The following is a 19,605-nucleotide window of genomic DNA, read 5'->3' on the forward strand; positions in this document are numbered from 1 at the left end:
CACGAACGTACCTAAATGTCGCATATGTATAAAAGTTGACGCATTTGACCGTTTGCGGTCGTATTTCTCGGTGCAAACGACGCACCATTGAGGTGCGGCCAGGGCGCCTGGCGCACCCGGCCGGAGCGCGGTGTTACTTATTTATACCCACGCCATAAAAGGGTGTGAGGCCGAACGGGCTGATCTTGAAGTCGGAAACTTCCTTGCGCATAGGCTGAAAAACCGTCGAGTTGGCGATCGGTGTGATAGGCACTTGTTGCTTAAGGATTTTTTGTGCCTGTTGATAGAGCTTGACCCGCTCGTCACGGTCAGTGGAAACCTTGGCCTGCTGAACCAGCTTGTCGTACGCCGGGTCGCACCACTTGGCGTAGTTGCTACCTTTCACGGCGGCGCAGCTGTAGAGCACGCCGAGCCAGTTGTCCGGGTCTCCGTTGTCGCCGGTCCAGCCGTAGATCATCGCGTCGTGCTCGCCGTTCTTGGCGCGCTTGATGTACTCGCCCCATTCATAGCTGACGATGTTGGCCGTGATGCCGACCTTGGCCCAGTCCTGCTGGATCATCTGCGCCGACATCCGCGCGTTCGGATTGGACGCCCGCTGCACGGTCATTGCCCATAAATTGATAGTGGTACCGGGTGCAACACCTGCTTCTTTTAGTAGCGCCTTTGCCTTGGTCGGGTCGTAGGGCGCGTCCTTGATGGTCGGGTCATACGACCATTGCGCTGGCGGCAGGGCGTTCTGCGCCAGTTGCCCGGCGCTTTGGTAGACGGCTTTGATGATCGCGGGCTTGTCGATGGCCATGTCCAGCGCCTGGCGAACCTTGAGCTGGTCCAGTGGCGGGTGGGATACGTTGTAGGCCAGGAAGCCAAGGTTGAAACCGGCTTGCTTGAGCACCCGCAGGTTCGGGTCCTGTTCCATTACTTCGATGTCGGCCGGTCGTGGATAACCGCTGACCTGGCACTCGCCGGTCTTGAGCTTTTGCAGGCGCACGGCGGCGTCCGGGGTGATCGAGAAAATCAGGTTGTCGAGTTTCACATCCTCGGGTTTCCAGTAGGCGCGGTTGGCGCTGTAGCGGATCTGCGAGTCCTTCTGATAACGCTTGAACACAAAGGGTCCGGTGCCGACCGGCCTCTGATTGAGGTCAGCGGCTTTGCCTTCCTTGAGTAACTGCGCGGCGTACTCGGCGGACTGGATCGACGCGAAGCTCATCGCCAGGTTCTGCACAAACGCGGCGTCGATGTTGTTCAGGCTGAAGCGCACCGTGTGCTCGTCGACCTTATCGACACTTTTGATCGTGGTGTTCAGGTCCATGTCGGTGAAGTACGGCGATTCGGTGGGGTAGGCCTTGCGAAACGGGTTTTCAGGGTCGAGCAAGCGCTGGAAGGTGAACAGCACATCGTCCGCGTTGAAATCGCGGCTCGGCGTGAAGTAGTCGGTGGTATGAAACTTCACCCCGTCACGCAGGTGGAAAGTGTAGGTCAGGCCGTCTTCGGAGACGTCCCAACTCGTCGCCAGCCCCGGCTCGACTTCGGTGCCACCGCGTTTGAACTGGGTCAGACGGTTGAAGACTGTTTCAGCCGAGGCATCGAAATCCGTGCCGCTGGTGTACTGGCTCGGGTCGAACCCGGCAGGACTGGCTTCGGAGCAGTAGACCAGGGTCGTTGCGGCTTGGGCGAATGGGGCGATGGTGGCGAGGGTGAGGGCAAGCAGAAGCGGTTTGACGGTGGTTCTATCCATGGAGTCCCCGAGGGCTTGGCGGCGGCTTTTTCTGGAGAGTAGCGTCGTTGACGGGGGGCGCGGAAATATCAGTTTGTTAGGGGGACCCCTCTGTTGTGGCATACACAGCGGGTTGTTGGCCTGACAGCCGATCAATCTCTCGAGATGTACGCGATTGATCGTTCCCACGCTCCGCGTGGGAACGATCAGGCGAGCACTTTCGGCGTTACGGCATCAACACTTCAATCGAGCCATCGGCGGTCATGCTGACCTGGCTGGTGCCGGCTTCGATATCCGGAGTTACCGGTGCCGAGTCCATGCCCGCAGCTTTCATCATCATCGGCGCGCGCAGGTAAGGCTGTGGATAACCGTTGCTGTTGAGGTTCAGGTTGACGATTTTGTAACCCTTGCCACCCAGTGCATCGGTGGCCAGTTGGGCGCGGGCCTTGAAGGCACCGACAGCTTCTTTGAGCAGCGCATCTTCGCTGGCCTTGCGGGTCGGGGTGGCGATGGCGAAGTCCATGCCGCCCATTTTCAGGTCGATCAGCAGTTCGCCGGTGAGCTTGGACAACGCAGCGAAGTTCGAGCTTTCCAGGCGCAGTTCGGCGCGTTCACGCCAGCCGGTGATTTTCTGACCCTTGGTGTCGTAGATCGGGTGGCTGTTACGACTGCCCTGACGCAGGGTGACGTCCTTGACCTGTTTGGCCTGGCCGAGCGCCTTGTTCATGGTGGTGCTAACGTCGGCGGCGAGTTTCGCCGGGTCGGTGTTTTGTTCTTCGGTGTAGAGGGTCACGATCATCAGGTCGCGAGCCACTTCCTGACTGACTTCGGCGCGCAGGGAAATCTGGTTGTAGTGAAGTTCATCGGCGGCCAATGCCGGCAGGCTGGCGACGGTGCTGACACTGAGGGCGAGAAGGGCGGCGCTGCGGCGCAATGTGTTCATGAAGTCTCCTTGGGCGGTGCGCAGGGGTAAGGGTCCAAGCCTGCGTGAAACCATCAGACTTTAGCTTTTATTGTCGGGTTCACCCGGTTACAACTTCTATACAGATCGACATCGCGCCGTGTGGCGCTTTGCCGCACTTTTGCCTGTCGGAGCCCTCGCTTGGTTATACTCGACGCGATCCGCCTGGAGCGCTCATCAGGAGAGCTCATGCTCGCCCCCGTACAACTGCTTTCCGCGACTCGCCAGAACCTCTGGCGACTGACCTTTATCCGCACCTTGGTGCTGGCCGCTCAGGCCGGTTCGGTGGGGCTCGCCTACTGGTTCAACCTGCTGCCGCTGCCGTGGTTTCAACTGGCGGCGACCCTCGGTTGCTCGATGCTGCTGTGTGCCTTTACCGCGATCCGCTTGCGCACTTCGTGGCCGGTCACCGAGCTCGAATACGCCGTGCAACTGGCCTGCGACCTGTTTATCCACAGTGCACTGCTGTATTTCTCCGGCGGTTCGACCAACCCGTTCGTTTCCTATTACCTGGTACCGCTGACCATCGCCGCCGTCACGCTGCCGTGGCGTTATTCGGTGATTCTCTCGGGCATCGCGCTGGCGATGTACACCTTGTTGCTGGCACAGTTTTACCCGCTGGAAACATTCCCGATGTACCGGGAAAAGATGCAGATCTACGGCATGTGGCTGAGTTTTGCCTTGGCCGCTGCGGTGATTACCTTCTTTGCTGCACGGATGGCCGAAGAGTTGCGCCGTCAGGAAGAACTGCGGGCGATTCGCCGTGAAGAGGGCCTGCGCGACCAGCAACTGCTGGCCGTGGCGACCCAGGCCGCTGGCGCTGCTCACGAATTGGGCACGCCACTGGCGACCATGAGCGTGCTGCTCAAGGAAATGCAGCAAGATCATCACGACCCGCTGCTGCAAGATGACTTGAGAGTGCTGCAGGATCAGGTGAAGCTGTGCAAAGAGACCTTGCAGCAGCTGGTTCGCGCCGCCGAAGCCAATCGTCGGCTGGCGGTAGAGATGCAGGGCGTCAGCGTCTGGCTCGATGAAGCGCTTAACCGCTGGCACCTGATGCGTCCCGAAGCGACCTACCGTTTGCGGCGCCTGGGGCTTGGCGATGAACCGCGTCTGGCGCCGCCGCCAGACTTGACCCAAGCCTTGCTGAACTTACTGAACAACGCCGCCGATGCCTGCCCCGAAGGGCTGGAAGTGACGCTGAACTGGGATTCCGTCGAGCTGACCATCAGCATTCGCGACCATGGCGCCGGTGTGCCGCTGGCGATTGCCGAACAGATCGGCAAACCGTTTTTTACCACCAAGGGCAAAGGTTTCGGCCTGGGCCTGTTTTTGAGCAAGGCCAGCGTGACACGCGCTGGCGGCTCAGTGAAACTCTACAGTCATGAGGACGGCGGTACGCTCACCGAGCTGCGCCTGCCCCGTGTCGCCCGAGGAGACGAACATGAGTGACGAGATCCAAGTCGAAGGCGAAGACCTGCCGCATTTGTTGCTGGTAGACGACGACGCAACGTTCACCCGCGTCATGGCCCGCGCCATGAACCGTCGCGGTTTTCGCGTCAGCACCGCAGGTTCCGCCGAAGAGGGCCTGATCATCGCCCAGCAGGATCTGCCGGACTATGCTGCGCTGGACCTGAAAATGGACGGCGATTCGGGCCTGGTGCTGCTGCCCAAGCTGCTCGAACTCGACCCGGAAATGCGCGTGGTGATCCTCACCGGTTACTCGAGCATTGCCACCGCCGTCGAGGCGATCAAACGCGGTGCCTGCAACTACCTGTGCAAACCGGCCGACGCCGATGACGTGCTGGCCGCCTTGCTCTCAGAGCACGCCGACCTCGACACCCTGGTGCCGGAAAACCCGATGTCGGTGGACCGCCTGCAATGGGAGCATATCCAGCGCGTGCTGACCGAGCATGAAGGCAACATCTCCGCCACTGCCCGCGCCCTGGGTATGCACCGGCGCACCCTGCAGCGCAAACTGCAGAAGCGTCCCGTTCGGCGCTGAACCGGCGCTGAACGGTTATCGCCAGGCCTCGCGACAACCCGAGCCGATCATCTATGATCGGCTTGTGCCTGTTCTTTTCTTTATCGAGTCTGAACCATGAATCAGAACGCTGAATATTCCGCGGTCAACGACACTGTGCGCGGGCAGTTTTTTCGCCGTGTCTGGCAGATGATCACGCCGTACTGGCGCAGTGAAGAGAAGGGTACCGCCTGGGCACTGCTGATCGCGGTGATCGTGCTGTCGCTGATCAGCGTGGGGATCTCGGTGTGGTTCAACACCTGGTACAAGGACTTCTACAACGCCCTGCAAAAGAAGGACGAAACAGCGTTCTGGCAACTGATCCTGTATTTCTGCGCGATTGCGGCGGTGGCGATTGTCGGTGGGGTGTACCGGCAGTACCTGACGCAGATGCTGACCATCCGCTGGCGGGCCTGGCTCACCGAAAAACACTTCGCCCGCTGGCTCGGGCACAAGAATTATTACCAGCTGGAGCAGGGCGGTTACACCGATAACCCGGACCAGCGGATTTCCGAAGACCTCAACAGATTCACCACCAACACCTTGAGCCTGGGCATTGGGCTGATGACCAACGTCGTGAACCTGGTGTCGTTCTCGATCATCCTGTGGGGCGTGTCGGGCAGCATTGAAGTGTTCGGCTTTACCATTCCCGGCTACATGTTCTGGTGTGTGCTGATCTATGCGGTGGTCGGTAGCTGGTTGACGCATTTGATCGGTCGTCGCTTGATCGGTCTGAACAACCAACAACAACGCTTCGAAGCTGACCTGCGTTTTTCCATGGTGCGGGTTCGCGAGAATGCCGAAAGTATCGCGCTATACAACGGTGAGCCCAACGAGAACCAACGCCTGAGCGCGCGCTTCGGAATGGTCTGGCACAATTTTTGGGACATCATGAGGGTGTCCAAGCGTCTGACTTTCTTCACCCGCGGCTACAACCAGATCGCCATCATCTTCCCGTTCATGGTTGCCGCACCGCGTTACTTTTCCGGCAAGATCGAACTCGGCGAACTGATGCAGATCAGTTCGGCCTTCGGCAACGTCCAGGAGAGCTTCAGCTGGTTTATCAGTGCATACCAGGACCTCGCCGAGTGGCGCGCCACCTGCGATCGTCTGCTGAGTTTCCGTCAGGCCATGAGCGAAAATGAAGAGCGCCAGCCGGCCATTGATGTGCAGAATCAGGGCTCGGAGCTGAAGATCCACAACCTGGGTCTGGACCTGGCCGACGGTCGTCACTTGCTGACCAATGCCGACATGACGGTAGAGGCAGGCGAGCGGGTCATGCTCAGCGGTCGTTCCGGCAGTGGCAAATCCACCTTGCTGCGGGCGATGGGGCACCTTTGGCCTGCGGGTCACGGCAACATCCGACTGCCGGCTGCGCGTTATCTGTTCCTCCCGCAAAAGCCGTATCTGCCGATTGGCAGCCTGCGTGACGCCCTGAGTTATCCACAGGCCGGCGACACCTACCTGCACGAGCACTACGTGCGCGTGCTGGAAACCTGCCGTTTGCCGCATCTGGTTTCCCGCCTCGACGAAGCCAATCACTGGCAGCGAATGCTCTCACCGGGTGAGCAGCAACGTCTGGCGTTTGCCCGAGCGCTGCTCTACGCGCCGCAATGGCTGTACATGGACGAAGCGACCTCGGCGATGGACGAAGAAGATGAAGCGTCGCTGTATCAGGCACTGATCGATCACTTGCCAGGCCTGAGCATCGTCAGCGTCGGCCATCGCAGCAGCCTGAAACGCTTCCATCCACGGCATGTGCGCATCGACAGCGGCCATCTGCTGGAGCAGACAGTCACGGCCTGAACACGATCTCGCCTTGCTCCTGCGGGGCGAAGTTCACCAGCAGTGATCGTACAACTGCGCTGCGCTATGATGCGTTCACCACCGTTTGCCTGAGACTGATGTTCACCATGGAAAACCCGATCGACGCCCCTCGTCTTCCGCGCAAGCGCCGCAGCCTCGCGCAGGAGCTGGTCACGGTGCTGTCCGAGCAGATTCGCGACGGCCTGCTCAAGCGTGGCGACAAGTTGCCCACCGAGTCGGCGATCATGGCAGCCCATGGCGTCAGCCGCACCGTGGTGCGTGAAGCGATATCGCGTTTGCAGGCGGCGGGGCAGGTTGAAACCCGTCACGGCATCGGCACGTTTGTGCTCGACACGCCGAGCCCAAGCGGCTTTCGCATCGATCCGGCGACCGTGGTGACCTTGCGTGATGTGCTGGCGATTCTGGAGTTGCGCATCAGTCTGGAAGTGGAGTCCGCAGGCTTGGCCGCGCAACGCCGCAGCCCTGAACAGTTGGCCTTGATGCGCGCGGCACTGGATGCCCTGAACGAAAGCGCAGCCCATGCCGGCGATGCGGTGGCATCGGACTTCCAGTTCCATTTGCAGATTGCCCTGGCCACTGGCAACCGCTACTTCACCGACATCATGACCCACCTGGGCATCAGCATCATTCCGCGTACCCGGCTCAATTCTGCGCGGCTGGCCCACGATGACCAGCAGCACTACATGAATCGTCTGGCGCGTGAACACGAAGAAATCTACGACGCCATCGCCCGCCAGGATTCGGACGCCGCCCGCGCAGCCATGCGCCTGCACCTGACTAACAGCCGTGAACGACTGCGCCACGCTCATGAAGAGGCAGAGGCGCAGCGTTGATAGCGGGGCCGAGCAGGGTGAGCGCTTAGTCTTCGATACGAAGCCGTACGGGTTCCGAGCTCGGAGTCAGGCTGGACTCGTCCGAGAATTTGTAACGCAGTTCGATTGTTCCGTTCTTGTGCTTTTCCAGCTCTGCTTTAGGCACTTCCAGTTCAAGGCCCGTAACTTTTATCGGTTCGCCGCAGACGTCGTCCCAGACTCCGGTGGGCTTTTCAGGGCCGGCCCAGTCAGGGTTATCAACATCCGCCCCGAGGATCAAATAAACGTCCCAATTTGCAGGGATTTCATCCGAGTCAGGAATCTGGACCTTCAGGGCACCACTCAGGCTCGATAAGGTGACCGTCGCTACCTTTACAGGCGTACCGACAGGGGATTGGATTAGCACCGGGATCGAAAAACTCATGATAAATCATCACTCCATGTGAAGCCGTCCATGACCATTCAGGGGCGGCGACACACTGTAGAGCGCGCTTTCACGACGTACTGGAAGCAATCATGACCAAGCGTTGCAAGGCTGGTGCAGTGGCGGTGGGCTTAACCGGTCTTGAGGATCGAACGATCCACCCTCACCGCCAATTGTCCGGCTCCGGGCTTGGCATCAAACGCCACGTGCCCCTTGTCATCCACAGTCGCCCGAGCCACTGGCACGCCGTTGGCCAGCAGTTCCAGCGGTGCGCCGTTGAGGGATTGGCCCGAGGCCAGTTCGAGTGTCAGGTTGATAGTCATCGGTGATGTCCTTATCAGGCGTTGCGGTCAATGAAGGTGTTGGCTTGGGCGTTGATTGAGCCGATCAGCTCCGGTGAGCCGCCGCGGAACTGGCGGAAAATGTTGCGTGAGGCGCCGTTGCCCGGCACGTTCAGCGTCGGCTGGAAGCGCTCACTCAACTCCGCGTAATTCGACCAGGGGCCGATGTAGGACTCATTCAAGCCGTTGATGTAGCTGAAGGCGTAACGCACGGCGTTGCCCGGTAACCAGTTGGGTTCGCCAGGCGTCTGGCTCTGCCAGCCATCGGCCTTGATTGTTGGTGCGACGGCTGGGGATTCCAGGTAGCCGGCCGGTTTGTTCGGTGTGTAATCCTTGAGCAGCAAGTAGGTGCTCCAGCCCCACCAGTTGTCGATCCGGTTGCTGTCGTTGAGGTTGTTGACGTCGCTGCGGCGCAATACCTTGTTGCCGTCCAGAACAAATAACCCGGAGAAGTTACCCGCCGGTTTTTTCACGGCGTTGAGGTCAGGCAGGTACTTCAGCGCAACGTAGCTGGATGGCGCGGGCAGTGAACCGCTGAGGAAGGTCTCGAAGACTTCGTCGGCCGAGCGCTGGACCGCGAGTTTGACCTGTTTGCGGTTGGCGCTGTCGACCGAGTCGAAGTAGCGTTTGTCGCCGTAGGCATGCCACTGATCACCGTTGGCGTTGTTCACGTTGAGGCCGTATTTGCTGTCTTCGTCGTGCATGAAGCGGGTGATCAGCGAGCCCAGGTCACTCGGCGTCACCACCGCCGCCAGTTGTTTGCGCGGGATCCGCAGATGACCGGCAGAGAACAGGTCGGTCAGATAATGATCGGCAAAAGCGTTCATCGCGTAGGCCAGTTCCAACTGCTTTTCATCGCCACTGTTATGAGCCAGAACAGCCTGTTGCAGGGCAGCGGTGTGCCCGGCGATGTACGCCAGCAACGCCCATTCGCCGAAGTGGTCGGCGTTGTCCGCCGCCAGTTTCAGGTAGCGCCCCAAGGGGAACAATGCCGAGACGAAGCTGCCGCCGCCGGTAATCTTGTTCCACTCTTCGGACAACGTATCACCGAGAGCGTCGTAGACCTCGTGGGGTTGTTTGCCGTCTCTGATCGCCTGATTGGCGGCGGCAATTTCCTTCTGCATCACGCCGAGAATCAACCCGGCTTCTGCTCGTGACGCCGGCAGTACGGCCAGTGAGTTGAACGCGGTAGTAAAACGCTGGATGCGATCAACCGGAGTCGCGCCATCGCAGATTGGCTGGTCGGGAATGCCGTAGAAATCACCGCCTAGCGAAACGATTTGGCCGTAGCTCAGTGCCAGGCCATTGGGCAGGTGCAATGGCACTTGCCAGGCTGTAACTGCCGGCGCGTCCTTGACGAAGCGCAGCAGGGTGGCATCGCCGATGGCGGTGTGTTCGCCGCCTTCGAAACGGGGTGCTGGCTCGGTGTTTAGCGAGTTTCCAGCCAGACCCGGTGTGTGATGTTTGGGGCTGTGTTGACTGTGAGTCAGCAGTATCAGGTGATCGCCGTCACCGGAAATGGCAATGCCACGTTCGCTGAACAGCTGATCCAGATCGGCAATGATCCGGTCGTCGTGATTGAGGTTTTCCTGCGATTGGCTGTGTAGACCTGACATTTCTAGCTCCTTGATATGTCGTAGGTTGCATCTGAAGTAACTGTATATATATACAGTTGTTGTCGAGCATAGCTGCAAACTCTCCTACGTCAAGGAAGTGCTTTTTCTTGCCCGGATTTTCCATCTGGCGATGAAATGCAGTTGACGGTTATAGTTTAAGTTGTACGATGACCTACAACTTCGGCGAGAGCTGAACAGTTTTTCTCATCACAACGTGCGTCCAGGGTGTTCGAATAATGAATCCACAAGAACTGAAGTCCATCCTCTCTTCCGGCTTGCTGTCCTTCCCGGTCACCGACTTCAATGCTCAGGGCGATTTCCATCGCGTGGGCTACATCAAACGTCTCGAATGGCTGGCCCCGTATGGCGCCTCGGCCTTGTTCGCCGCAGGCGGCACCGGTGAGTTCTTTTCCCTGGCGGCCAGCGAATATTCGGAAATCATCAAGACCGCGGTCGACACCTGCGCCAGCAGCGTGCCGATTCTGGCCGGTGTCGGTGGTTCTACCCGTCAGGCCATCGAATACGCTCAAGAAGCCGAGCGTCTGGGCGCCAAAGGCTTGCTGCTGCTGCCGCACTACTTGACTGAAGCCAGCCAGGACGGCGTTGCCGCTCACGTTGAAGCCGTGTGCAAATCGGTGAAGATCGGCGTGGTGGTTTACAACCGCAACGTCTGCCGCCTGACCGCGCCGCTGCTGGAACGCCTGGCTGAACGCTGCCCGAACCTGATCGGCTACAAGGATGGCCTGGGCGATATCGAGTTGATGGTGTCGATCCGTCGCCGTCTCGGTGATCGCTTCAGCTACCTGGGTGGCCTGCCGACTGCCGAAGTCTATGCCGCGGCGTATAAGGCACTGGGCGTTCCGGTCTATTCCTCGGCGGTGTTCAACTTCCTGCCGAAAATGGCGATGGATTTCTACCACGCCATTGCACGTGACGATCACGCTAGCGTCGGCAAACTGATCGATGACTTCTTTCTGCCTTATCTGGACATCCGTAACCGCAAGTCGGGTTACGCGGTGAGCATCGTCAAGGCGGGCGCGAAAATCGCCGGCTACGATGCAGGCCCCGTACGGACCCCGCTGACTGACTTGACGCCAGAAGAGTTCGAAATGCTCGCGGCGTTGATGGACAAGCAAGGTGCGCAATAACCCGCTGAATCAACCAGGGCCGCTGAGCAATCGGCGGCTTTTTGTGTAAGAACTTCTGTTAAGGGGAAAGCGCTGTGGCAGACGTAAAACGATTCGACAACTACATCGGCGGCCAATGGGTCGCGGGTGTCGAGTACTCGACCAATATCAACCCGTCCGAGTTGTCCGATGTCATTGGCGAATACGCCAAGGCGGACCTGGCTCAGGTGAACGCCGCCATCGACGCCGCTCGTGCGGCATTTCCGGCCTGGTCGACCTCAGGCATTCAGGCACGCAGCGATGCGCTGGATAAAGTCGGCAGCGAAATCCTCGCGCGTCGCGAAGAACTCGGCACCTTGCTGGCGCGGGAAGAGGGCAAGACCCTGCCAGAGGCCATCGGTGAAGTGTCTCGTGCCGGCAACATCTTCAAGTTCTTCGCGGGTGAATGCCTGCGTTTGTCCGGCGATTACCTGCCGTCGGTGCGTCCTGGCGTCAACGTTGAAGTCACTCGCGAAGCCCTCGGTGTGGTCGGCTTGATCACCCCGTGGAACTTCCCGATTGCGATCCCGGCGTGGAAGATTGCCCCGGCATTGGCCTATGGCAACTGCGTGGTGCTGAAACCGGCGGAACTGGTACCAGGTTGCGCCTGGGCCCTGGCCGAAATCATTGCCCGTGCCGGTTTCCCGGCCGGGGTGTTCAACCTGGTGATGGGCAGCGGTCGAGTGATCGGCGACGCGATGGTCAACAGCCCGAAAGTCGACGGCATCAGCTTCACCGGTTCCGTTGGTGTAGGGCGGCAGATCGCGGTCAACTGCGTGTCGCGTCAGGCCAAGGTGCAGTTGGAAATGGGCGGCAAGAACCCGCAGATCATTCTCGACGACGCCGACCTCAAGCAAGCCGTCGAACTGTCGGTGCAGAGTGCGTTTTATTCCACCGGCCAACGTTGCACGGCGTCGAGCCGCTTGATCGTCACCGCCGGGATTCACGACAAATTCGTCGAGGCCATGGCTGAGCGGATGAAGTCGATCAAGGTCGGGCATGCCTTGACGAGCGGCACCGACATCGGTCCGGTGGTCTCGCAAGCGCAGCTGGAACAGGACCTGAAGTACATCGACATCGGCCAGAGCGAAGGTGCGCGACTGGTCAGCGGCGGAGGCCTGGTGACCTGCGACACCGAAGGCTATTACCTGGCGCCAACGCTGTTTGCCGACAGTGAGGCAGCCATGCGTATTAGCCGCGAAGAGATCTTCGGCCCGGTGGCGAACATTGTTCGGGTGGCCGATTACGACGCGGCGCTGGCGATGGCCAACGACACCGAATTCGGTTTGTCGGCGGGTATTGCCACCACCTCGTTGAAGTATGCCAACCACTTCAAACGCCACTCCCAGGCCGGGATGGTGATGGTCAATCTGCCGACCGCCGGTGTGGATTACCACGTGCCTTTTGGTGGCCGAAAAGGTTCATCCTATGGATCGCGGGAGCAAGGTCGCTACGCGCAGGAGTTCTACACCGTGGTGAAGACTTCCTATGTAGGTTCGTAACACGCAACACCGCGGTATCCGGTTTTACCGGATACCGCCAAAAAAAATTCACCCGCGCATAAAAATAATCAGTGGGAGTACATCTACATGCAAGCGACCAAGCCGACCCACGTCCGCTATTTAATCCTGCTCATGCTGTTTCTGGTGACCACGATCAACTACGCCGACCGTGCCACCATTGCCATTGCGGGCTCCAGCCTGCAAAAGGACCTGGGCATCGACGCCGTTACCCTCGGCTACATTTTCTCTGCATTCGGTTGGGCTTACGTCGCCGGTCAGATCCCCGGCGGCTGGCTGCTCGACCGCTTCGGTTCGAAAAAAGTCTATGCCCTGAGCATCTTCACCTGGTCGCTGTTCACCGTGCTGCAAGGCTATGTCGGTGAGTTCGGCGTCTCCACTGCCGTCGTCGCGCTGTTCATGTTGCGCTTTCTGGTGGGCCTGGCCGAAGCGCCATCCTTCCCCGGTAACGCACGCATCGTTGCGGCCTGGTTTCCAACCGCCGAACGGGGCACCGCTTCGGCGATCTTCAACTCGGCGCAATACTTCGCCACGGTGATCTTTGCGCCGCTGATGGGCTGGATCGTCTACACCTTCGGCTGGCAGCACGTGTTTATGGTGATGGGCGGGATTGGCATCGTGTTCTCGCTGATCTGGTTGAAAATTATCCACAGCCCGCGCCAGCACCCGATGATCAACGACGCCGAGTTCAAGCACATCGCCGACAACGGCGGCCTGGTCGACATGGATCAGGACCAGGGCAAACGCAGCGACGGGCCGAAGTGGGATTACGTGCGCCAACTGCTGAGCAACCGCATGATGCTCGGCGTGTACCTGAGCCAGTACTGCATCAACGGCATCACCTATTTTTTCCTGACCTGGTTCCCGGTGTACCTGGTGCAGGAACGCGGCATGACCATTCTAAAGGCCGGTTTCATTGCCTCGCTGCCGGCCATCTGCGGGTTTATCGGTGGGGTGCTGGGCGGACTCATTTCCGACTATCTGCTGCGCAAGGGCCACTCGCTGACCTTCGCCCGCAAGGCGCCGATTATCGGTGGGCTGTTGCTGTCGACCAGCATCGTGGCCTGCAACTATGTGGACATCGAATGGATCGTCGTGGGCTTCATGGCCCTGGCCTTCTTCGGTAAAGGCGTGGGCGCATTGGGGTGGGCGGTGGTTTCCGACACCTCGCCAAAACAGATCGCGGGCTTGAGTGGCGGGCTGTTCAACATGTTCGGCAATATCGCGTCGATCACTACACCGATCGTGATTGGCTACATCATCAGTACCACCGGTTCGTTCAAATGGGCGCTGGTGTTTGTCGGCTGCAATGCGCTGGTCGCGGTGTTCAGCTACCTGGTGATCGTCGGCCCGATCAAGCGCGTGGTACTCAAGGAACCACCCGCCAATGGCTCCGAACTGACTAACAAATTGTCTCAAGCGCATTCCTGAGGAGCGGCGTCATGCAGTTGATTGAACATTCCGACTCGCCGCGCTACATCCGGCTGCACGAGCGCGACAACGTGGTGATTGTGGTCAATGACCAGGGGGTACCGGCCGGCACTGAATTCCCGGACGGCTTGGTGACGTTGGAGTTCGTACCGCAGAGCCACAAAGTAACGCTGGAGGATATCCCCGAGGGCGGCCAGGTGATCCGTTATGGTCAGACCATCGGTTACGCCTTGCAACCGATCCCGCGTGGCAGCTGGGTCAAGGAAGATCAACTGCGCATGCCCACCGCGCCGCCGTTGGACAGCCTGCCGTTGTCCACCGAGGTGCCGGCCGCACAAGCGCCGCTGGAAGGCTTCACCTTCGAGGGTTATCGCAACGCCGACGGCACTGTCGGTACGCGCAACATTCTCGGGATCACCACCACCGTGCAATGCGTGACCGGGGTGCTCGACCATGCGGTCAAGCGCATCAAGGATGAGTTGCTGCCCAAGTACCCGCACGTCGATGACGTGATCGCGTTGACCCACAGTTACGGCTGCGGCGTGGCGATTACCGCCACCGACGCCTACATCCCGATCCGCACCGTGCGTAACCTGGCGCGCAACCCGAACCTGGGCGGCGAAGCATTGGTGATCAGTCTGGGCTGCGAGAAATTGCAGGCCGGGCAGGTGATGCACGAGAACGACAGCTCGGTCGACCTCAGCGAGCCATGGTTGTATCGCTTGCAGGATGCCAGTCACGGTTTCAGCGAGATGATCGAACAGATCATGGCGTTGGCCGAAGTCCGTCTGAAGAAGCTTGACCAGCGTCGCCGCGAAACCGTGCCGGCGTCCGAGTTGATCCTCGGCATGCAGTGCGGTGGCAGTGATGCGTTTTCCGGAATCACCGCCAACCCGGCGCTGGGTTATGCCTCGGATTTGTTGCTAAGGGCCGGGGCGACGGTGATGTTTTCCGAAGTCACTGAAGTGCGCGACGCGATCTATCTGCTGACTTCGCGGGCACAAACCAAGGAGGTCGCCCAGGAACTGGTGCGCGAAATGGATTGGTACGACCGCTACCTGGCCAAGGGCGAAGCGGATCGCAGCGCCAACACCACGCCGGGTAACAAGAAGGGCGGGTTGTCGAACATCGTGGAGAAATCCCTGGGCTCGATCGTCAAGTCCGGCAACAGCGCGATCAACGGCGTGCTCGGCCCGGGCGAACGGTTCAAGCGCAAAGGGCTGATTTTTTGCGCGACGCCGGCCAGTGATTTTGTCTGCGGCACCTTGCAGTTGGCGGCCGGCATGAACCTGCATGTATTCACCACCGGGCGCGGCACACCTTATGGCCTGGCGATGGCGCCGGTGGTCAAGGTCTCGACCCGAACCGAACTGGCCCAGCGCTGGCCGGACCTGATCGACATCGATGCCGGGCGGATTGCCACGGGGCGCGCATCCATCGAAGAGTTGGGCTGGGAGTTGTTTCACTTCTATCTGGACGTGGCCAGCGGCAGGAAGCACACGTGGGCGGAGCAGCACAAACTGCACAATGACATTACCCTGTTCAACCCGGCGCCTATCACCTGACCGCTGGTGATCGTTCCCACGCAGAGCGTGGGAACGATCGGGTACGGAGTTGGTGGGAAAGTGGCTTATCATTAGCCTCCTAACGACGCCCCTCAAGGTTCACCCGGCATGCTGGCAATCTTTTTCGAAACGCTGACCATCACCGCGCCAGTCTTTGCCATGTTGTTCTTGGGCGTTCTGCTCAAGCGCATCAACTGGATCAACGACAACTTTATCCACACCGCCTCGGCACTGGTGTTCAACGTCACCATGCCGGCGCTGCTGTTTCTCGGGATCGTGCACGCCGACCTGCACGCGGCCTTGAAGCCGGCGCTGCTGATCTATTTCTCGCTGGCGACGTTGGCGTGTTTCGCCATTGCCTGGGGCTGGGCGATCTGGCGTTGCCCGCGCGAGGATCGCGGGATCTACACCCAAGGCGCGTTTCGCGGCAATAACGGGGTCATCGGCCTGGCGCTGGCGGCGAGCATGTACGGCGCCTACGGGATTTCCCTCGGGGCGATTCTCGCGGCCCTGGTGATCCTGTTCTACAACACGCTGTCGACCATCGTGCTGGCGGTGTACAGCCCGGTGATCAAGTCCGATCCATGGAGCATCTGCAAAAGCGTACTCAGCAATCCGTTGATCATCAGTGTGATATCTGCCGCGCCGTTCGCCTATTTCAAGATCGGCCTGCCCGGCTGGCTGGAGACGTCCGGCAACTACCTGGCGCAGATGACCCTGCCACTGGCGTTGATCTGCATTGGCGGCACGCTGTCGCTGGCGGCGTTGCGCAAGAGCGGTGACCTGGCGTTGAGTTCAAGTCTGCTGAAGATGGTCGGCTTGCCGATTTTGGCCACGCTGGGGGCCTGGCTCTGGGGTTTTCGCGGTCCCGAGTTGGGGATTTTGTTCCTGTACTTCGGCAGTCCGACCGCCGCCGCCAGTTTTGTCATGGCCCGGGCGGCCAATGGCAACCATGAACTGGCGGCAGCGATCATCGTCATCACCACGTTGATGGCGGCGGTCACCACCAACCTCGGGATCTTTGTGTTGCAGTGGGGTGGGTGGATCTAGGTTTGGGAATTGCAGTGTGCTTCGAGGCCACTCGGTTTGCTGGCGTCGGGTCTGTCGGTCATGGCGATTCCCTCTTGTTGTGTTGGCGGCGCCAGGCGCGCAGTGACGTAAACAGCAAAAACGCCACCAGCGCCGGCAGGACGAAAAACAGCATCAGGTGTTCAAGCTTGCCGGCCAGTGGCATGCCTGTGGTAAACGACACGACATGCAGCCCATACGCCAGGTACAAGGCCAGAAACAGCAGGCCTTCGGCGCGGGTGATTCGATAGCCTGAATAGAACATCGGCAAACACAGCACGCTGACCGCCAGCAGCACCGGCAAGTCGAAATCCAGTGCGTTGGGCGATACCGACAGCGGCGTCGGCGCGACCAGGGCGGTGACGCCCAGCACACCCAGCAAGTTGAACAGATTGCTGCCGACCACGTTGCCCACGGCGATGTCGCGCTGACCACGCAGGGCGGCGATCAGCGAGGTGGCCAGTTCCGGCAGCGACGTGCTGACGGCAATGATGGTCAAACCGATGATGCGTTCTGACAGGCCGAGGTTCGTCGCCACTTCGACCGCTGCGCTGAGCAGTAGATGCCCGGCAAACACCAGCAGTGCCAGCCCCGAGAGCATCAGCAACAGGCTGCTCAACCACGGCGCGCCGGAGGTGTTGTCGCCGTCCGCCGAAGTGGTGTGCGGGCGCACCGAGTGCCGTGACTGATGCAGCAACAACCCGAGGTAAAGCGCCAGAGCGGCTAACAGGATCGTGCCGTCGAGCGGCGTCAGTCGTTCATTCCAGGCGAGGGCGAACACCAGCAGGCTGGCGCCGATCATCACCGGGATATCCATGCGCACCAATTGCCGAGAGACCCGCAACGGGATGATCAGCGCCGAGAGTCCGAGGGTGACCAGGATGTTGAAGATGTTGCTGCCAATCACGCTACCGACGGCGATGTCGGTGTTTTGCATCAGGGTCGCTTGCAGGCTGACCGCCATTTGCGGCGCGCTGCTGCCGAGGGCCACGACGGTCAGGCCGATAATCAGCGGGCGCACCTTCAAGCGTGCGGCCAGGCGCACGGCGGCGCGGACCAGTAACTCGGCGCCGGCGATCAGCAGTACCAGGCCACCGAACAGTTGAATCATGCTGAGCAGTGGTAAATCGGCAAGTCCGAAAATAATCGGTGCTCCGTCTGTCAGTCGTCGAGGGATTGCACGCGAACCCGCGCAGTGCCACTACCCAGCATGCCCAACCGCTGGGCCGCTTCGCGAGACAGATCGATCAGGCGTCCACGGGTGTGCGGTCCGCGATCGTTGATACGCACGACACAGGATTTGTCGTTGTTCAGGTTGGTGACCTTCACCCGGGTGCCAAATGGTAACTGGCGATGGGCAGCGGTCAGGGAATTGGCGTTGAAACGCTCGCCACTGGCGGTGCGTTTACCCTGGTGTTTGGCACCGTAGTACGAGGCCACGCCGGTCTTGTCGTAGCCGTGTGGATCGATGACATCCGTGCTGGCGCAACCGGCCAGCAGAGAGAGCAGGGCGCAGGCGCCAAGTAAACGTTTCATTAATGGTGTCCCCGTAACAAATGTGGGAGCGAGCTTGCTCGCGATAGCGTCCTGACAGTCAACTCGTTGTTGAATGCCGAGCCGCTATCGCGAGCAAGCTCGCTCCCACAGGGATTTGAGCCAGGTTTGAATGCTGGCTCCATTGCAATCAGCCTTCGAGCTTGCTTTTCAGCAGTTCGTTGACCTGTTGCGGGTTGGCTTTGCCTTTGGAGGCTTTCATCGCCTGGCCGACAAAGAAGCCGAACATCTTGCCGCGTTTGGCTTCGTCTGCCGCGCGGTACTGTTCAACCTGTTCGGCGTTGGCCGCGAGCATTTCGTCGAGTACGGCCGAGATTGCGCCGCTGTCGGTGACCTGCTTCAAGCCGCGCTTGTCGATGATCTCGTCCGCGCTGCCTTCGCCGTTGGCCATGGCTTCGAACACGGTCTTGGCGATTTTGCCGGAGATGGTGTTGTCCTTGATGCGCAGCAGCATGCCGCCCAACTGCTCGGCCGAGACTGGTGCTTCGTCGATTTCCAGGCCTTGTTTGTTCAGCAGGCTGCCCAGCTCGACCATGACCCAGTTGGCCGCCAGTTTGGCGTCACCGGCGATGCTCACGACTTTTTCGAAGTAGTCCGCTTGCTCACGGCTCGACGCCAATACGCTGGCATCGTAGACCGACAGGCCGAACTGCTCCTGGAAGCGCTCGCGTTTTTGCGGTGGCAGTTCCGGCAGGGTGGCGCGGATGTCATTGAGGAACGAGTCTTCGATGACCACCGGCAACAGGTCCGGATCGGGGAAGTAACGGTAGTCGTTGGCTTCCTCTTTGCTGCGCATGGCGCGGGTTTCGTCTTTGTTCGGGTCGTACAGGCGCGTCTGCTGGATCACCTTGCCGCCGTCTTCGATCAGTTCGATCTGGCGACGCACTTCGGTGTTGATCGCCTTCTCGATGAAGCGGAACGAGTTGACGTTCTTGATCTCGCAGCGTGTGCCGAACTCGACCTGACCTTTTGGACGGATCGACACGTTGCAGTCGCAACGTAGCGAACCTTCGGCCATGTTGCCGTCGCAGATGCCGAGGTAGCGCACCAACGCGTGGATCGCCTTGACGTAGGCCACGGCTTCCTTGGCGCTGCGCATGTCCGGCTCGGAAACGATCTCGAGCAGTGGCGTGCCGGCACGGTTCAGGTCGATGCCGGTGGCACCGTTGAATTCTTCGTGCAGGCTTTTACCGGCGTCTTCTTCCAGGTGCGCGCGGGTGATGCCGACGCGTTTGACCGTGCCGTCTTCCAGCGGGATGTCCAGGTGGCCCTTGCCGACGATCGGCAGTTCCATCTGGCTGATCTGGTAGCCCTTCGGCAGGTCCGGATAGAAGTAGTTCTTGCGGGCGAACACATTGTGCTGACCGATTTCGGCGTCAATTGCCAGGCCGAACATCACCGCCATGCGCACCGCTTCCTGGTTCAGCACCGGCAGTACGCCGGGCATGCCCAGGTCCACCAGGCTGGCCTGGGTATTCGGTTCAGAGCCGAATGTGGTGGCGCTGCCGGAGAAAATCTTCGATTGGGTGGCGAGCTGGGTATGAATCTCCAGCCCGATCACGACTTCCCATTGCATGTGTTTC

Annotated in this window: 17 protein-coding genes; 9 read left to right on the forward strand and 8 right to left on the reverse strand. The window is 60.0% G+C overall.

The window, feature by feature from the left end; all coding sequences use genetic code 11:
* Positions 1 to 133: 133 nt before the first annotated feature.
* Complete coding sequence (locus FPT12_RS08730; protein WP_145015760.1) at positions 134 to 1,735, reverse strand: ABC transporter substrate-binding protein; 1,602 nt, start codon at positions 1,733 to 1,735, stop codon at positions 134 to 136.
* Between the two features lie 205 nt (positions 1,736 to 1,940).
* Positions 1,941 to 2,657, reverse strand: a complete 717-nt coding sequence (locus FPT12_RS08735) for an SIMPL domain-containing protein (protein WP_145015762.1) — start codon at positions 2,655 to 2,657, stop codon at positions 1,941 to 1,943.
* A gap of 207 nt (positions 2,658 to 2,864) precedes the next feature.
* On the opposite strand from FPT12_RS08735, the gene FPT12_RS08740 reads away from it, so the two are divergent.
* From FPT12_RS08740 to FPT12_RS08755, 4 genes are all read left to right on the forward strand, one after another.
* On the forward strand, positions 2,865 to 4,127 hold the full coding sequence (locus FPT12_RS08740; protein ID WP_145015764.1) for an ATP-binding protein: 1,263 nt from the start codon (positions 2,865 to 2,867) through the stop codon (positions 4,125 to 4,127).
* Positions 4,120 to 4,680, forward strand: coding sequence for a response regulator transcription factor (locus tag FPT12_RS08745; protein ID WP_019691866.1), 561 nt, complete (start codon positions 4,120 to 4,122; stop codon positions 4,678 to 4,680). The genes FPT12_RS08740 and FPT12_RS08745 overlap by 8 nt, the downstream gene beginning before the upstream one ends.
* A gap of 96 nt (positions 4,681 to 4,776) precedes the next feature.
* Positions 4,777 to 6,504: an ABC transporter ATP-binding protein/permease gene (locus FPT12_RS08750; protein ID WP_145015766.1), complete on the forward strand. Its 1,728-nt coding sequence runs from the start codon at positions 4,777 to 4,779 to the stop codon at positions 6,502 to 6,504.
* Between the two features lie 107 nt (positions 6,505 to 6,611).
* Entirely contained in the window at positions 6,612 to 7,358 is a 747-nt protein-coding gene (locus FPT12_RS08755; protein ID WP_178098657.1) for a FadR/GntR family transcriptional regulator, read from the forward strand.
* Between the two features lie 25 nt (positions 7,359 to 7,383).
* On the opposite strand, the gene FPT12_RS08760 is transcribed toward FPT12_RS08755, so the two are convergent.
* From FPT12_RS08760 to FPT12_RS08770, 3 genes are all read right to left on the reverse strand, one after another.
* Complete coding sequence (locus FPT12_RS08760) at positions 7,384 to 7,761, reverse strand: hypothetical protein (RefSeq protein WP_145015769.1); 378 nt, start codon at positions 7,759 to 7,761, stop codon at positions 7,384 to 7,386.
* A gap of 131 nt (positions 7,762 to 7,892) precedes the next feature.
* Positions 7,893 to 8,084, reverse strand: a complete 192-nt coding sequence (locus FPT12_RS08765) for a hypothetical protein (protein WP_145015771.1) — start codon at positions 8,082 to 8,084, stop codon at positions 7,893 to 7,895.
* A gap of 14 nt (positions 8,085 to 8,098) precedes the next feature.
* Positions 8,099 to 9,718: a phospholipase gene (locus FPT12_RS08770; protein WP_145015773.1), complete on the reverse strand. Its 1,620-nt coding sequence runs from the start codon at positions 9,716 to 9,718 to the stop codon at positions 8,099 to 8,101.
* Between the two features lie 236 nt (positions 9,719 to 9,954).
* Here FPT12_RS08770 and kdgD point away from each other — a divergent pair, with 236 nt between their 5' ends.
* From kdgD to FPT12_RS08795, 5 genes are all read left to right on the forward strand, one after another.
* Positions 9,955 to 10,866, forward strand: a complete 912-nt coding sequence (gene kdgD / locus FPT12_RS08775; protein WP_145015775.1) for a 5-dehydro-4-deoxyglucarate dehydratase — start codon at positions 9,955 to 9,957, stop codon at positions 10,864 to 10,866.
* Positions 10,867 to 10,940: 74 nt separating this feature from the next.
* Positions 10,941 to 12,386 carry an aldehyde dehydrogenase family protein gene (locus FPT12_RS08780; RefSeq protein ID WP_145015777.1) on the forward strand — a complete coding sequence of 482 codons (1,446 nt, stop codon included), beginning with the start codon at positions 10,941 to 10,943 and terminating at the stop codon, positions 12,384 to 12,386.
* An 87-nt stretch (positions 12,387 to 12,473) separates the two neighbouring features.
* On the forward strand, positions 12,474 to 13,835 hold the full coding sequence (locus FPT12_RS08785) for an MFS transporter (RefSeq protein ID WP_145015779.1): 1,362 nt from the start codon (positions 12,474 to 12,476) through the stop codon (positions 13,833 to 13,835).
* An 11-nt stretch (positions 13,836 to 13,846) separates the two neighbouring features.
* Positions 13,847 to 15,400: a galactarate dehydratase gene (gene garD / locus FPT12_RS08790; protein WP_145015781.1), complete on the forward strand. Its 1,554-nt coding sequence runs from the start codon at positions 13,847 to 13,849 to the stop codon at positions 15,398 to 15,400.
* 108 nt (positions 15,401 to 15,508) lie between these two features.
* Positions 15,509 to 16,450 (forward strand): AEC family transporter, encoded by a 942-nt coding sequence (locus tag FPT12_RS08795; RefSeq protein WP_145015783.1) that lies wholly within the window; start codon positions 15,509 to 15,511, stop codon positions 16,448 to 16,450.
* Positions 16,451 to 16,508: 58 nt separating this feature from the next.
* Here FPT12_RS08795 and FPT12_RS08800 read toward each other — a convergent pair whose 3' ends face one another.
* The 3 genes from FPT12_RS08800 to gatB all read right to left on the reverse strand — a co-directional run bounded on the left by FPT12_RS08800 (position 16,509) and on the right by gatB (position 19,598).
* The gene (locus tag FPT12_RS08800; protein WP_145015785.1) at positions 16,509 to 17,579 is read right to left on the reverse strand and encodes a calcium/sodium antiporter; all 1,071 of its coding nucleotides are present in this window, start codon (positions 17,577 to 17,579) and stop codon (positions 16,509 to 16,511) included.
* Positions 17,580 to 17,629: 50 nt separating this feature from the next.
* Positions 17,630 to 18,004 (reverse strand): septal ring lytic transglycosylase RlpA family protein, encoded by a 375-nt coding sequence (locus FPT12_RS08805; protein ID WP_145015787.1) that lies wholly within the window; start codon positions 18,002 to 18,004, stop codon positions 17,630 to 17,632.
* A 148-nt stretch (positions 18,005 to 18,152) separates the two neighbouring features.
* Positions 18,153 to 19,598 carry an Asp-tRNA(Asn)/Glu-tRNA(Gln) amidotransferase subunit GatB gene (gatB, locus tag FPT12_RS08810; RefSeq protein WP_054594007.1) on the reverse strand — a complete coding sequence of 482 codons (1,446 nt, stop codon included), beginning with the start codon at positions 19,596 to 19,598 and terminating at the stop codon, positions 18,153 to 18,155.
* Positions 19,599 to 19,605: the final 7 nt, after the last annotated feature.

Source organism: Pseudomonas sp. H3(2019) (assembly GCF_007713465.1).
In the GTDB taxonomy this organism is placed as follows: domain Bacteria; phylum Pseudomonadota; class Gammaproteobacteria; order Pseudomonadales; family Pseudomonadaceae; genus Aquipseudomonas.